A 14209-nucleotide genomic window follows, 5' to 3' on the forward strand; every position below is an offset into this window, starting at 1 on the left:
AGTATGCGCCAGCTTAAACAACAAAATGGCTTCCACTATGCAAAATTCACTGACACCAGAAGAGTACATTGAGCTCGACAAACAACGTCTTTGGCACCCTTACACCTCGATGAGCACTCCCACGCCACACTATTTTGTTGAACACGCCTCTGAATGCAATATTACTCTGGCGAGCGGACAAACACTCATCGACGGCATGTCTTCATGGTGGAGTGTCATTCATGGTTACAACCACCCTGTCATCAACGCGGCACTTAAATCACAAATAGACGATTTCTCCCATGTAATGTTTGGTGGCTTTACCCACAAACCCGCCATCGACCTCGCAGATACACTCATCAAGATGACACCAGAACCACTGCAAAGAGTATTCTTTTCAGACTCAGGTTCGGTTTCTGTGGAAGTCGCTCTCAAGATGGCGATTCAATATTGGCACTCCCAAGGCAAGCCGGCTAAGCAGTTTTTTGCTACGCCCAAAAGCGGCTATCACGGAGACACGTTTGCGGCCATGTCCGTGTGTGACCCAGAAAACGGCATGCATGGCCTATTTAATGGCGCGGTCACAGAGCAATTTTTCGTTTCACCGCCACCAACAGGAATATCTAACCCAATAGAAGAAGCGTATATCGACGAAATTCGTCAACTTTTCTTAAAAAATGGCGACTCAATCGCAGGATTTATCATAGAACCCGTCGTACAAAATGCCGGGGGTATGCGCTTCTATAATCCTGACTATTTAAACCGTATCCGCACCTTATGTGATGAATTTGACATATTGCTCATTTTCGATGAAATTGCCACAGGGTTTGGTCGCACTGGAAAACTATTCGCCACCAATCATACCGATATTTGCCCAGATATTATGTGTGTTGGCAAAGCACTTACTGGCGGTTACATCACTCTAGCGGCAACCCTAGCAACCGATAAAGTGGCCCTTGGGATAAGCGATAAAGGTGGTGTATTTATGCATGGACCAACGTTTATGGGGAATCCATTGGCCTGTGCAGCAGCCAACGCAAGCCTGTCACTACTGGCTCAATATGACATTGAAAATCGTATCGGAAAGATCGAACATTGGATGAAAGAAGCGCTCGCACCTTGCGCTCAATTAGAACAAGTTGCGAATGTCAGATGCTTTGGCGCTATTGGTGTAGTCGAACTGAAAAATGCCGTAAACCAGCACGAGATCCAGCCTAAATTTGTTGAACGAGGCGTTTGGGTTCGTCCATTTGGTAAGCTCATCTACCTCATGCCACCTTACATCATCACGCAGTCACAAATTGAGACACTCGGTAAAGCCATTTATGAAATTGCCAGTGAAGAATAACATCCTTAATCAGTATGCCGCTCGCTTGAAAGCATCAAATTAAGTAAAAAAAGAGCCTGTCTCATTTCAATAAGACAGGCTCTTTTTTTAACCCCAGTGACAGCGATAAAAACTATTATTTACTCTTAAAAGATCTCACGGGGAGATAAATTAAATGTTTTCTTATCGAGACTCGATTTATCAAATTCAAGCGCATTATCACTTGTTGGCTTACTGCCATTTATATCCACTTTTGATGGATCAGAAAAATCATTTTGCTTAATAACAATTTCCACTCGACGATTCGTTGCCCTATCCGCGGGGGTATCATTTGGCACCAATGGACGCGTATCAGCAAAACCTGTGACAGCAAAACGACTCTGGTTTAATTTACCAGAAGCAAATAGCTCCTCCGCCACAGAAATCGCTCGAGCAGAAGAAAGCTGCCAATTGGATTTAAAGCGCTTACCATCAATAGGGATATTATCCGTATGCCCTTCAACAGAAATAGACCCCTTCACATTAACCAATATATCTCGAATCATATCGATAACAGGAATAAAGTCGTAATTTAACTGTGCTGAGCCAGACTCAAACGTTCCCTTATCTTTTAAGCGTATTGTGATGGTCTGCTCTTGTGTTTCGACCTCAACGGTCCCTTTTGAAATCTGCTCGCTCATCACCGAGGCAATTTGCTGCGCGGTTTCTTCGGTTTGCTTAATTTTCTTTTCACGCTCTAAATCAGCTGAAGATTTATCAATCAAAATAGCTTGCGAAGGTTTCCCTGCACCGTCGTGATCATCCATTTCCGCTGTACCCGGCTTACATAAGACTTCCAGCGTATTATCAGGACGATCATCGGCTTTTTGACGCACTTCGTTTATTGGTGTGGGTTCTGGTTTCCCGGGGCTAAACTCTTGGGCAATAATCGATGTTCCCATCGGAATAGTTTCCGCCTTCACTTCCTTTTGCACACCAAACGCTTCTCGCATCGAACCAGCTAGCTGTTTAAATTTCAAAACATCCATTTCGGCGAATGACAACAGCAACACAAAGAAACACATTAGCAACGACATCAAGTCGGCAAATGTGCCCATATAAGCTGGTAAGCCTTCTACGCATTCGGGGCAATCTTGCTCTTCTTCATCACTCATTAAACAATCCGACTACCGCTAAAAAAGTTATTCACGTTCAATTCGTTTGCCTTCGGCAATATAGGTTTTCAGAACACCATCAACCACTCGTGGATTCTGACCTGCCTGGATAGCAAGCAGTGCGTCTAAAATCAGCTTCTGACACATTAATTCTTCATTAGCCCGATTTTGTAGCTTAGCCTGAATAGGCAAACACACCATGTTTGCAAGTGCGGCACCATATAATGTGGTTAACAAGGCGACAGCCATAGCCGGACCGATTGCTTTAGGATCATCCATGTTGGCTAACATTTGTACCAATCCCACCAAGGTTCCTATCATCCCCATCGCAGGACCAACGTCACCGAAGGCTTTAAAAACTTTTGCACCAGTATCATGACGAGTAAAGGCCATATTCATATCGTTAGATAACTGATTTTTGACGACAGTACCATCATGACCATCGACAAGCATTTGAATACCTTTTGATAAAAAAGGATGACTCACCTCTTTTCCTTCAAGGGAAAGCAGGCCGCCTTTACGCGCCTCATCTGCTAAACCATAAATTTCATCAATCAAAGTATCTAAAGGAACACTTTTAAACATAAACGCTTTGGCTGCGATTTTACCTGCGCCAAGAAACTGACCTAAAGGGTATTGAATGAGCACCACGAAAGTGGAACCTACCAATACAATCAGTACAGAGGCGGGGTCTAAGAACATCCCTGCAGAGCCGCCCAAGAGAATAGCCATTAAAACAATGACAAAAGAGCCGACCAACCCAATTAACGTTGCGATATCCACACACGTCTCCTAACAAAAAAGCTATAATAAACACAGTTTAACCAATTCTAAACGAAAGAATATAAAAGGATCAGATCTTTGATCAGTATTTTTGTAATTTTCTCAGAAACGATACTCGAAGAATTTATCGTTTTCTGTTACAAATTATCGTAATACCTAAGAGAATTAATCATGCCTCGTAAAAATAGCGTTCGTCATTTCGAAGAAAATCTAAACGAGTTAGACAGTATTGTGACTCAATTAGAGTCTAATCAACTACCACTCGAAGAAGCATTAAAAGCATTTGAGAAAGGGGTGAAAATTAGCCAAGACTGTCAATCCGTTCTAACACAAGCCGAGCAAAAGGTTCAAATCTTACTCGATAAGCAAGACGGAGAACATTTAGAACCCTTTGATCCGGAATCTGATTCGTGAATTTAGACCAATTCTCTCAATACGCTCGCCTTCGCGTTGATAGTTATCTTAAACAACAATTAGATACTTACCCGCCAGCGACGAATTTGCAAGAAGCAATGGCATATAGTTTGTTCAATGGCGGAAAACGTATTAGGCCAATGCTCACCTACGCCACCGCGGCCATTTTCGCTGAACCAAATCCGCTAACCGATGCTTGCGCAGCGGCCATTGAATCTATCCATGCTTATTCGTTAATTCATGACGACTTACCCGCTATGGACGATGACGATCTACGTCGCGGCAAGCCTACCAGTCATATTTACTTTAACGAAGCAACGGCCATTCTTGCTGGTGATGCTCTACAAACTTTTGCTTTTGAATTGCTAAGTGCTCCGTCACTTGGCCAAGCGACAACACAGCTTCAATTGATACGTGAACTGTCTCTTGCCTCAGGACGACACGGCATGATTACAGGCCAGATGATTGATCTTTCGAACATTGGGCAAGATATTTCGATCGAAACATTAGAGCAAATGCACAAGCATAAAACGGGAGCATTAATTTGCGCCAGTGTACGAATGGGCGCGCTAAGCACAGAACTGGCAACACAAGAGCAGCTCCAATCCTTAGACGCCTACGCTTGTGCAATAGGCTTAGCCTTTCAAGTCCAAGACGACATCATTGATATTACTAGCGACACCCAAACGTTAGGTAAAACACAGTTCTCAGATGAAGAAGCAAATAAACCAACGTACCCTAAATTACTAGGACTCGAAGGCGCTCAAACGCTGGCTAAGCAATTACACAAGCAAGCCATTGAGCATATTTCCCCGTTTGGAGAATCTGCACAACCCTTAGTTGAGCTCGCAAACTATATTATTGGTCGCAACCACTGATATACTAGCGCGTTAACAATTTAGCCTTAATTTGTGAGACCTTACTGGTGCCAATGTTTGATGAAATCCCAACCTCGCGTCCCGAAACGCCACTACTAGATCAGGTAAATGCACCTTCAGATTTACGTGCATTAAAAAAAGAACAGCTGCCTGCCCTAGTACGAGAGCTACGCGAATATATGCTTTTTAGTGTTGGCCAAACAGGTGGACATTTTGGCGCAGGACTAGGCGTTGTCGAATTGACCGTCGCGTTGCACTATATTTTCAATACCCCTGAAGATCGCCTCGTTTGGGATGTAGGACACCAAGCTTATCCCCATAAAATCCTTACAGGCCGTCGCGATGCGCTATTAACCATTCGTCAAGAGGATGGCATTTCTGGCTTTCCAAAACGCGAAGAAAGTGAATACGACACCTTTGGTGTTGGTCACTCTAGTACCTCCATCGGTGCTGCGCTGGGTATGTCTTTGGCCGCTCGCCATTTAAAAACAGGACGTAAAGCCGTTGCTATTATCGGTGATGGCGCTATGTCTGCTGGTATGGCGTTTGAAGCGCTCAACCATGCTGGTGATGTAAAAGCTGACATGCTGGTAATTTTGAATGACAACGAAATGTCTATTTCAAAACCCGTTGGTGCACTGTCGAGTTATTTCGCTCGCATGTGGGCGAGCAAAACATACGAGAATATTCGTGAAGGTGGCCGTAAAGTATTCTCAGGCTTACCCACCGCATTAGAAATCGCCCGCAAAGCCGAAGAGCACATGAAAGGGTTAGTCTCCCCTGGCACCATGTTTGAGGAGCTAGGTTTTAACTATATTGGACCAATTGATGGTCACGATATGGATCATCTTTTGACCACCATCGCCAATTTGAAAGATCGTTCAGGCCCTCAATTTCTTCACGTCATTACCAAAAAAGGCAAAGGTTTTGAACCCGCTGAAGGCGATCCAATTGGCTACCACGCGATCAATAAAACAGAACCAGACGTTAAAGTAACAAAACCAGCGGTTAAATTACCCAAATATTGCAATGTCTTTGGTCAGTGGGTTTGCGATGCCGCCGAGCAAGACGATCGACTGGTCGCGATTACTCCAGCAATGAAAGAAGGCTCTGACCTTATCGACTTTGCAGAACGTTTTCCAAAGCGCTATTTTGATGTCGCCATTGCAGAGCAACACGCCGTCACCCTCGCTGCTGGCATGGCATGCGATGGCGTAAAACCTGTCGTTGCGATCTATTCCACATTTTTACAACGCGCCTATGATCAGCTAATCCACGACGTTGCACTGCAAAATCTAGACGTTTTATTTGCTATCGATCGCGCCGGCTTAGTCGGAGAAGATGGTCCTACTCACGCAGGCGCTTATGATTTAAGCTTTCTGCGTTGCATTCCGAACATGCTTGTTATGGCACCATCAGATGAAGATGAATGCCGTAAAATGCTACAAACAGGTTATGAACATCAAGGCCCTGCTGCGGTTCGCTACCCTAGAGGAACAGGCCGCGGTGTCACAATAGAACCCACTCTCAGCACTATCGAGATAGGCAAATCACGCACCTTACACACGGGCCAATCTGGCATTGTAATTTGCGGATTTGGTCGACCTAGCTACGATGCATTACAAGCTGCTAAAAATCTAGACGCCACACTACTAGACATGCGCTTCGTGAAACCCATTGATGAAGAAGCGTTACTAGCGCAAGCGGATGCCAAATTAATTGTCACCGTAGAAGAAAATGCCATCATGGGTGGTGCAGGTTCTGCGGTTAGTGAGTTCTTACTTTCTCAGAATCTCAACATTCCGACACTTCATATTGGCCTACCGGATCAATATGAAAATCATGCTAGCCATGAGTCCATGTTGAAGCACGTACACCTAGATGCTGAGGGCATCGAAATGCAAATCAAACAAAAGCTAACCCATATCCAGTAACAGACTTTGGTTTAAGCTCTCCTCCATAAAAAATACCAGCAAGCCGCTGGTATTTTTTTTAACGCTCTTTTCAACGCTCTCGCCAACACTTCATAAGCAATAACCAGTAAATATGAAACACCCGCCTCTTTGGTTTAATCTCTCCTGTTTGACCATATGGTAGTAAGAACACTTAATTACCGTAGCAAAGAGGAGCATTACTATGAGCACAACACTCATCATCGGCGCAAGTGGTCAGATAGGTAAAATGATGACCCGCACATTTATTCAGTCGGGGAACAGCGTACGCGCGCTAGTGCGTGACAAAAGTAAATTAGCAGACTTAGAGAGCGAACTTTTAGAAATAGTCGAAATAGACCTAGAGGAAGATTTCAGCCGCGCGTTTGAAGGCGTTGACAACGTCATATTCGCCGCTGGATCTGGTGGTCAAACTGGCCTAGATAAAACACTCTTAATCGACCTTTGGGCCGCTAAAAAATCCGTCGATTACGCCAAAGAAGCAAACGTAAAACACTTTGTAATGATCAGCTCGATTGGCGCAGATGACCCTGATAAATTACCCAGTAAGATCAAACCTTACCTAGTCGCTAAACACATGGCCGATGAACATCTCATACAAGCCGGTATTCCTTATACTATTTTGCGACCGGGCTCATTGACCAATGAAAAAGGCACAGGAAAAATAACAATCAAACGCCCACAAGCACGAGAAGAAATGGCTATATCACGTGAAGATGTCGCGACATGTGCCCTGTTTGTACTTGGAAAAGAACAGCTTAAAGGCAAAACATTTGAACTGTTTAATGGCACCTATGAATTTGACAATATATTGGTCTAAAAGACTTTCTCAGTGAATAAAATAAAAGCCAAGAAAGGTCGACTTTCTTGGCTTTTATTTTATTACGCTTATTCTATTGGCTTAATGGAAAAATCAACTAATAATAAGATTTCGTTCAGGGATGCTTTCTAAGCAATATCGTTTGATACCATCATGAAGTGCATCTGCTATCTTATTTTGAAAGGCTTTAGTACGAAGTTTTTTCTCTTCCCGTGGATTAGAAATAAAGGCTGTCTCTACCAAGGCTGATGGAATATCAGGGGATTTCAAAACAGCAAACGCAGCTCGCTCCACTCGCTTGTGCAATATTTTTTCCGTCTTGGCTAGATTGCTTATCACGGTATTGGCTAAATCAGTACTCGCTTGAAGCGTTCCTGTTTGAGAGAGATCAAGCAGCACCTTGGCCAGCATATTATCTTTTGTGTTTAACGACACCCCGCCAATCAAGTCGGAGTTATTTTCCCGATTCGCAAGACGCCGAGCCATAACACTCGTTGCACCTTTATTCGATAAAATATAAACGGAAGAACCTTTTACCGTTCGATCATCACAAGCATCCGCATGGACGGAAACAAACACATCCGCCTTATACTTATGAGCAATATTAACGCGCTCTCGCAAAGGGATAAACACATCTTTATCACGCGTCATGACCACTTTAAAGCCATGACTGCGATCTAATTTCTGGCGTAACATTCGCCCTATTGACAGAACAACATCCTTTTCATGAGTCCCATGCTTTCCTGTTGCACCGGGATCTTTACCACCGTGACCGGGATCAATCACCACTAAAATATCACGTTTTTCCGGCTTTCTCGCCACCGGTTTGTGCTGCACAACAACAGAGTCTGTTAGCTCTATTCTCAGCTCATCATTATGAGTATTTTTATGAACTGACGTGGTGCTAAACGCAATATGATTTTCGAGATCGAATACCAGCCTCAACGTATCACCGTGGTGCATAGCCCAGCGAACCTCTTTGAACAACCCCAGCTTATTAAGCGATTTAAAGCCATAGGCATTTTTCGTTTGATGTAAATCCACCACCAAGCGATCAGGATTCTTAAGCGTGAAGACCTTATAGTTGGGCGTTTGAGAAAGCTTTAACGTCAGTTGAGCTTTACTGCCATTTCGATACGATCGAATATCTTCAAGTTCATTTCCTTGAACAGCAAAAGCAGAAACGGGCAATAGAGTGGCGCAAGATGCCAAGATCAAACGTCGAATAAAAGTGCGTCGGTTATGGTTAGTCATAGATACGGCTTGTAATAAATACTTTTTTCATAAGCGCTTCTGTCATAAGCACTGGCTGTGTATAGATTAATGATTGAGCAAAACATAATCTGAGCGATGAACAGCAACTCAATGTGTTATAAAATAACAAAAACCACGTTGAACATCAAAAGCAGACCAGAAGCTTTACACAAAACTAAAACTCCAATCGCAAAGATTCAAGCCAGCTTACCGCCCTTTTAAAATAAAAAGCTCACTTCGCCACCATCACATTAAGGCATAAAAAAACCCCGCAATATAAAATTGCGAGGTCTTTAAAACGTTTTCAGTGTCAGTGTTGCTTTACCAATGACACTAGATTAAAACGCTATCTTGCAGGTGATGCGATCAAATCCAAACGAGAGTGATAACGCATCACAGCTAGGCTTGCTAACACACCAACACCACAAACAAACGCAACATAATACGCTGGTGAAAGCGGATCTTCACTTAACATAAGGCTCACTATCATTGGTGTTGTACCCCCAAAGATCGCATATGCCACGTTATATGAGAATGACAACCCTGAAAAACGAATAGCGGCTGGAAAACTTTTCACTGCGATGGATGGCACCACACCCGTTAATCCGGCAAAGAAACCAACCAAACCATACAAAGAGAATAGATGCGTTGTGTCATGCATCATAGTACTGAAAAAGAACCAGTAACTAATGGCGAGACCAATGCTGAAAATAATCATAATTGGGCCATTGCCAAAACGGTCTCCCAAGGCACCACAGACAATAGAACCAAACAGTAGGCAGATAATCGCAATACTATTGGCTTCTAAAGACACCTGTGGATCTAAATTAACCAGCTTTTGCAACAAAGATGGCGTCATCAAAATCGTAACCACAACAGCCGCCGTCAGAACCCAAGTCACCGCCATAGAAACAACAACAGAAGGAGTGTGTTCTCTCAATACTGTTTTGATTGGCAATTCAACGGCCAATTCTCGGCTTTCCTGCATTTCTTTAAATATTGGCGTCTCATGTAACCAACGACGTAAATACATAGCAATAAAGCCAAACACACCACCTAATAAGAAAGGTAGACGCCAGCCATAGTCACTAATTTCTTCAGCAGTAAAAGAGGTATGCATTCCAGTTGCGACAAGAGAGCCAATCAAAATACCGGCCACAAGCCCAGCAGAAAGAATGCCACACGCCAAGCCAACATGACGCTTAGAAACATGCTCTGTCACAAAAACCCAAGCACCCGGTGCTTCACCACCAATCGCGGCGCCTTGTAAAACGCGAAAGAAAAGCAATAATAATGGGGCCGCAATACCAATACTGGCATAAGTTGGCATAAGACCGATTGCAAAAGTAGGCACTGACATTAGTAAAATACTCATCATAAACATACGTTTACGTCCGAATATGTCACCAAAGTGAGCCATAATAATGCCGCCTAATGGGCGAGCTAGATAACCGGCGGCAAAAATACCGTAGGTTTGCACCTGACGAAGCCATTCAGGCATATCCGCAGGGAAGAATAAACTACCAACCACATTGGCAAAATAGACGAAAATGACGAAGTCATAAAACTCTAGCGCGCCACCGAGTGCCGACAGACCTAATGTTTTAGCATCATTTTTATTGAGTTTACGATGCTGATCAGAATGAGCCCCAGCACCACTATTTGGATGAGTATTATTATATTTTGAGTTCATGATTATTTTATTAATAGCCACTTTTTGTTTAAGAAAGACTGCCATCCCTAATCACAATTATTTTTTAATTATTTCGAGTGAAAAGCGTTATTTTATAGCAGGGGAGATGAATACTACTGAGGCTTATCAATAAAAGAAAGCCGAATTATGGATTTTATTTACGATACTTTATATTCAGCAATAATTAAAAGAGATAAGCGACTGACGCCTCATTCAGAAATACTAATTACCTTTATTTATTACAGTAACCAAGGGCTATTATCGACAATGAACACCAGCCTCTAACTCAACCAATACTAACCAAACTCATATTACTATGGCTGATCATAAAACAACCTATTAGTAATCCTTCTTTTAGTACAACACAGCTGTCTTATCGGGAAAAATGTTGTTTGAATGCACACGAATCCGCCATGACATTTAATATAAAAGAGTGTTGAGCAAGAACAAGCTGAAGGTAATGGCCAAACAACGCGTTATGTTTGAGCTCACCATCAACCATTCAGATGAGGCTGATTATTTTTTTATTACCGATAAATGCAATACAAGAACGCGATCAAACTTTTGGCGCAAACATAATAATCGCCATCCCCAATAAAGCCACACCCGAGCCCACTAGATCCCAGCTGGTTGGACGAATGCCGTCAACAAGCCACAACCATACAATCGCCGTAAAAATATACACACCGCCATAAGCCGCATACACTCGACCCGCAGCAGCAGGATGCAAAGTAAGTAACCATGCAAACACGATCAAACTCAATGCCGCAGGTAATAATAACCAGATCGACTTACCTTCACGCAACCAGAGATATGGAAGGTAACAGCCAATAATTTCTGCTAATGCAGTAATCATAAAAAGGCCAAGCGTTTTTAACTCAGGCATAACATAAAAAACCTTAAAATAAAGCCGCATTGGCAGCTAGTTAATCCGCTAATAAGCGATAAATACGCATATCATCAACACAAAATGCCCCCTGCTGTTGATAAAATTCAATAGCAAGAAAGTTCCAATCCAAACAGCTCCACTCTAAAAACTCGCAGCCACGAGGCAATAGCCATCAAATAGCACATTTTTTATCCATTACTGATTCTAAGATCCGTTATAGTAATGATCCCTGACGATAGAACTTGATGGAAGCACTTTTTGAAACAGCACGATAAAACCAACATAAGTACCGGCCTTGCAACCTTCTTACCTTTTTTACGACCTTATCGCCGCCAAGTGATAGGCGCTTTAATCGCTTTAGTTATTACCGCAGGCGCGATGTTAAGCCTTGGTAAAGGCGTTCAGTTTTTGATTGATCGAGGCTTGGCGTCAGGTTCAGAAGCGGATCTAACCAAGGCTTTATTTATCTTTATGGGGCTAGTTCTACTATTAGGGGTGGGCAGCTTTTGCCGATTCTTTCTTGTCTCTTGGCTCGGTGAACGAGTCGTTGCTGATATACGAAAAGCCGTTTTTGCGCATTTACTCACGCTTTCCCCGTCTTTTTTTGAAGATAATTCACCCAGTGAAATTCAGTCACGCATCACCTCAGACACTACATTATTACAAAGTGTGATTGGCTCTTCTCTCTCCATTGCTTTACGCAGTAGTTTAATGCTGATCGGAGGTATTCTTTTCCTCTTAGTCATGCATTTTAAATTAACCCTGATCTTACTTATCTGCGTACCCTTTGTGGTCATACCCGTACTGTATTTTGGTCGTCGAGTGCGTCGTTTATCTCGTAATAGCCAAGATGAGATCGCCAATGTAGGACGTTACCTGTCACAAGCCTTGCGCCATATTAAAGTGGTACAAGCATTTACCCATGAAAAACACGACGAACAACGCTTTTCCAGTGCCGTTGAGCAGGCTTTTAGCGTAAGTGTGAAACGAATTTTACAACGCTCTTGGCTAGCCTTAATGGCCATATTACTCTCCATGGGTGGTATTGGTATTATGTTGTGGTTTGGCGGGAAAGACGTTATTTCTGGCGCCATCAGCGCGGGGGATCTGGCCAGCTTTCTGTTTTACTCAATTGTTGTCGCTGGCGCCGTGACAGCGCTATCGGAAGTCATGGGAGAACTCCAACGCGCAGCAGGTGCAGCTGAGCGTATTATGGAATTACTCAACGAAACCAGTGACATTATCAGTGGCAAACAACTTATTCCTAATCCGGTTAATTCAGACAATTCAGCCACAAACAACACCGTATTGGAATTTAACGAGGTCACATTTAGTTACCCAACACGACCAACAACACAGGTACTAAAGAACCTCAGCTTTACCATTCAGCAAGGTGAGACTGTCGCCCTCGTTGGCCCATCCGGTGCAGGAAAATCAACTATTTTTGAGTTACTCCTAAGGTTCTATGATCCGCAACAAGGGCAACTGCGCTTTGCTGACCATAACATCAAAGATTACGACATAAGCGCTTGGCGTCATCAACTGGCCTTAGTGCCACAAGAAACCGCCTTATTCGATCAAACCGTGACAGACAATTTAGGCTATGCGAACCGTGACGCCAGTGAAGCAACCATTCAAGATGCGGCAATAAAGTCCAATGCCCATGACTTTATCCAGCAATTAGATAAAGCATACGACACTCGCTTAGGAGAAGATGGCGTACGTTTATCCGGCGGACAAAGGCAACGCATTGCTATTGCTCGTGCTATTTTGAAAGACGCACCAATTCTATTATTAGATGAGGCAACCAGCGCGCTGGATGCTCAGAGCGAACACAAAGTACAAGCGGCTCTTGAACTGCTCATGGAAGGTAGAACGACTCTCGTCATCGCCCATCGACTTGCTACCGTTTTAAATGCAAATCGAATTATCGTATTGGATCAAGGGGAAATTATTGCCCAAGGCACACATTCTGAATTGCTCAAAAGCTGTGCCTTGTACAAACGCCTAGCAGATTTACAGTTCGGCGAGCAGTAGCTAAAAACGGGATTATTGAGCGATTGCAGCCGAAGCTAACGTCTTCAGAACAGCCGTCACCTTAGTGATAACAGGGTCACAGCCTTTGATATCGTGGCGCTCTTTCAAATATTGAGGATTGTTATAAGACAACCAAACCTTCTGGTTTGCATCTTTACTAACAAGCACTTTTTGAGGCAGGTCAATGGCCATGTCTTGAGCGCATTGCATCAAAGGCGTACCCACTTTTGGGCTACCAAAAATAATCACTTGCGTTGGCCTAAGGGTTAAACCTACGCTCTCAGCGTTTTTTTGATGATCGATCCGAGCAAAGACATTGAGCCCCTTACTCTTTGCAATCGACTCAAATCGATCCGCTGTTTCTTGTACTGAATAATGACTCTCATACTTCACTAAACTTTCTGTCGCATGGACAGAAAAAGAAGACAACAGAACCACAGCGCCCAACGAAATAAACTTGATCATAAACACCTCCTTCCATAAGAATAGATTTAATTCGACCGACTAATTTATCAACCGTTCCATCGTAACCTTATAATTTTCGGAGTAAGAGTACGCAACAGCCATACAACAGCCATTAATGCTGCACTTAACGGTAAGAGATAATATTCTCGAGATATCCTACGCGGACCACCACAACATCAGCGTAGCCGTAACATCAGACCATTAGCAGTAAGACGTTTTATTTGAAAATCTGTCGAGTAGCTACATTTCCAGCGCCTTCCATATATACAGAACAGCCATTTTGAATAGGATAATTGCACTTATAAATTTTACGTTTTACGCGTATATAGCCTGGCATACCGTAATCATCAGCAACATTAGCATCACTCTCTTTCAATGCTTTGTCACAATGAATAACATAACCAGATTTACTCCCAGTACTCCAAGCTTGCTTATTAGTGAGCGTCCGGGCATCACCACCTAGGCAAGCTCAAATTATTATCTATTACTTTTTTTCATTTCTGAGTGGCGTAAAACGACAAGTGGATCTAAGGTTATAGATAGACAGAGAGCAAGGGATTGTTC

At 43.1% G+C, this 14209-nt stretch carries 12 protein-coding genes; 6 read left to right on the forward strand and 6 right to left on the reverse strand.

Annotated features, from left to right (window positions below; all coding sequences use genetic code 11):
- Positions 1–37: 37 nt before the first annotated feature.
- A complete protein-coding gene (gene bioA, locus V6259_RS14300) occupies positions 38–1327 on the forward strand; it encodes an adenosylmethionine--8-amino-7-oxononanoate transaminase (protein ID WP_341585070.1) in 1290 nt (429 codons plus the stop codon).
- 125 nt (positions 1328–1452) lie between these two features.
- Here the strand turns inward: bioA and V6259_RS14305 are convergent, their stop codons facing one another.
- The gene (locus tag V6259_RS14305) at positions 1453–2460 is read right to left on the reverse strand and encodes a flagellar motor protein MotB (RefSeq protein WP_341585071.1); all 1008 of its coding nucleotides are present in this window, start codon (positions 2458–2460) and stop codon (positions 1453–1455) included.
- 27 nt (positions 2461–2487) lie between these two features.
- Entirely contained in the window at positions 2488–3243 is a 756-nt protein-coding gene (gene pomA / locus V6259_RS14310) for a flagellar motor protein PomA (protein ID WP_133011777.1), read from the reverse strand.
- Positions 3244–3414: 171 nt separating this feature from the next.
- On the opposite strand from pomA, the gene xseB reads away from it, so the two are divergent.
- The 4 genes from xseB (at position 3415) to V6259_RS14330 (ending at position 7307) form a co-directional block, all read left to right on the forward strand.
- A complete protein-coding gene (gene xseB / locus V6259_RS14315; RefSeq protein WP_133011778.1) occupies positions 3415–3657 on the forward strand; it encodes an exodeoxyribonuclease VII small subunit in 243 nt (80 codons plus the stop codon).
- Positions 3654–4535 carry a polyprenyl synthetase family protein gene (locus V6259_RS14320; protein ID WP_341585072.1) on the forward strand — a complete coding sequence of 294 codons (882 nt, stop codon included), beginning with the start codon at positions 3654–3656 and terminating at the stop codon, positions 4533–4535. The genes xseB and V6259_RS14320 overlap by 4 nt, the downstream gene beginning before the upstream one ends.
- Before the next feature lie 53 nt (positions 4536–4588).
- Positions 4589–6469 (forward strand): 1-deoxy-D-xylulose-5-phosphate synthase, encoded by a 1881-nt coding sequence (gene dxs, locus V6259_RS14325; protein WP_341585073.1) that lies wholly within the window; start codon positions 4589–4591, stop codon positions 6467–6469.
- A 202-nt stretch (positions 6470–6671) separates the two neighbouring features.
- Positions 6672–7307, forward strand: a complete 636-nt coding sequence (locus V6259_RS14330) for an SDR family oxidoreductase (protein ID WP_341585074.1) — start codon at positions 6672–6674, stop codon at positions 7305–7307.
- Positions 7308–7400: 93 nt separating this feature from the next.
- On the opposite strand, the gene V6259_RS14335 is transcribed toward V6259_RS14330, so the two are convergent.
- The 3 genes from V6259_RS14335 to V6259_RS14345 all read right to left on the reverse strand — a co-directional run bounded on the left by V6259_RS14335 (position 7401) and on the right by V6259_RS14345 (position 11140).
- Positions 7401–8561 (reverse strand): N-acetylmuramoyl-L-alanine amidase, encoded by a 1161-nt coding sequence (locus V6259_RS14335; protein ID WP_341585075.1) that lies wholly within the window; start codon positions 8559–8561, stop codon positions 7401–7403.
- Between the two features lie 346 nt (positions 8562–8907).
- Complete coding sequence (locus V6259_RS14340) at positions 8908–10299, reverse strand: MFS transporter (RefSeq protein ID WP_341585076.1); 1392 nt, start codon at positions 10297–10299, stop codon at positions 8908–8910.
- A gap of 511 nt (positions 10300–10810) precedes the next feature.
- Complete coding sequence (locus V6259_RS14345; protein ID WP_341585077.1) at positions 10811–11140, reverse strand: YnfA family protein; 330 nt, start codon at positions 11138–11140, stop codon at positions 10811–10813.
- A gap of 261 nt (positions 11141–11401) precedes the next feature.
- Here V6259_RS14345 and V6259_RS14350 point away from each other — a divergent pair, with 261 nt between their 5' ends.
- Positions 11402–13180 carry an ABC transporter transmembrane domain-containing protein gene (locus tag V6259_RS14350; RefSeq protein ID WP_341585078.1) on the forward strand — a complete coding sequence of 593 codons (1779 nt, stop codon included), beginning with the start codon at positions 11402–11404 and terminating at the stop codon, positions 13178–13180.
- 12 nt (positions 13181–13192) lie between these two features.
- Here the strand turns inward: V6259_RS14350 and V6259_RS14355 are convergent, their stop codons facing one another.
- Complete coding sequence (locus V6259_RS14355; protein WP_341585079.1) at positions 13193–13645, reverse strand: DUF302 domain-containing protein; 453 nt, start codon at positions 13643–13645, stop codon at positions 13193–13195.
- Between the last annotated feature and the right edge of the window lie 564 nt (positions 13646–14209).

Source organism: Marinomonas sp. TI.3.20, assembly GCF_038155025.1.
Classification (GTDB): Bacteria; Pseudomonadota; Gammaproteobacteria; order Pseudomonadales; family Marinomonadaceae; genus Marinomonas; species Marinomonas flavescens.

Coding starts and splice junctions, on each gene's coding strand:
- V6259_RS14355 (WP_341585079.1), bottom strand. CDS start 13,645: ATGATCAAGTTTATTTCGTTGGGCGCTGTGGTTCTGTTGTCTTCTTTT.
- V6259_RS14330 (WP_341585074.1), top strand. CDS start 6,672: ATGAGCACAACACTCATCATCGGCGCAAGTGGTCAGATAGGTAAAATG.
- dxs (WP_341585073.1), top strand. CDS start 4,589: ATGTTTGATGAAATCCCAACCTCGCGTCCCGAAACGCCACTACTAGAT.
- V6259_RS14305 (WP_341585071.1), bottom strand. CDS start 2,460: ATGAGTGATGAAGAAGAGCAAGATTGCCCCGAATGCGTAGAAGGCTTA.
- V6259_RS14335 (WP_341585075.1), bottom strand. CDS start 8,561: ATGACTAACCATAACCGACGCACTTTTATTCGACGTTTGATCTTGGCA.
- bioA (WP_341585070.1), top strand. CDS start 38: ATGCAAAATTCACTGACACCAGAAGAGTACATTGAGCTCGACAAACAA.
- V6259_RS14340 (WP_341585076.1), bottom strand. CDS start 10,299: ATGGCAGTCTTTCTTAAACAAAAAGTGGCTATTAATAAAATAATCATG.
- xseB (WP_133011778.1), top strand. CDS start 3,415: ATGCCTCGTAAAAATAGCGTTCGTCATTTCGAAGAAAATCTAAACGAG.
- V6259_RS14345 (WP_341585077.1), bottom strand. CDS start 11,140: ATGCCTGAGTTAAAAACGCTTGGCCTTTTTATGATTACTGCATTAGCA.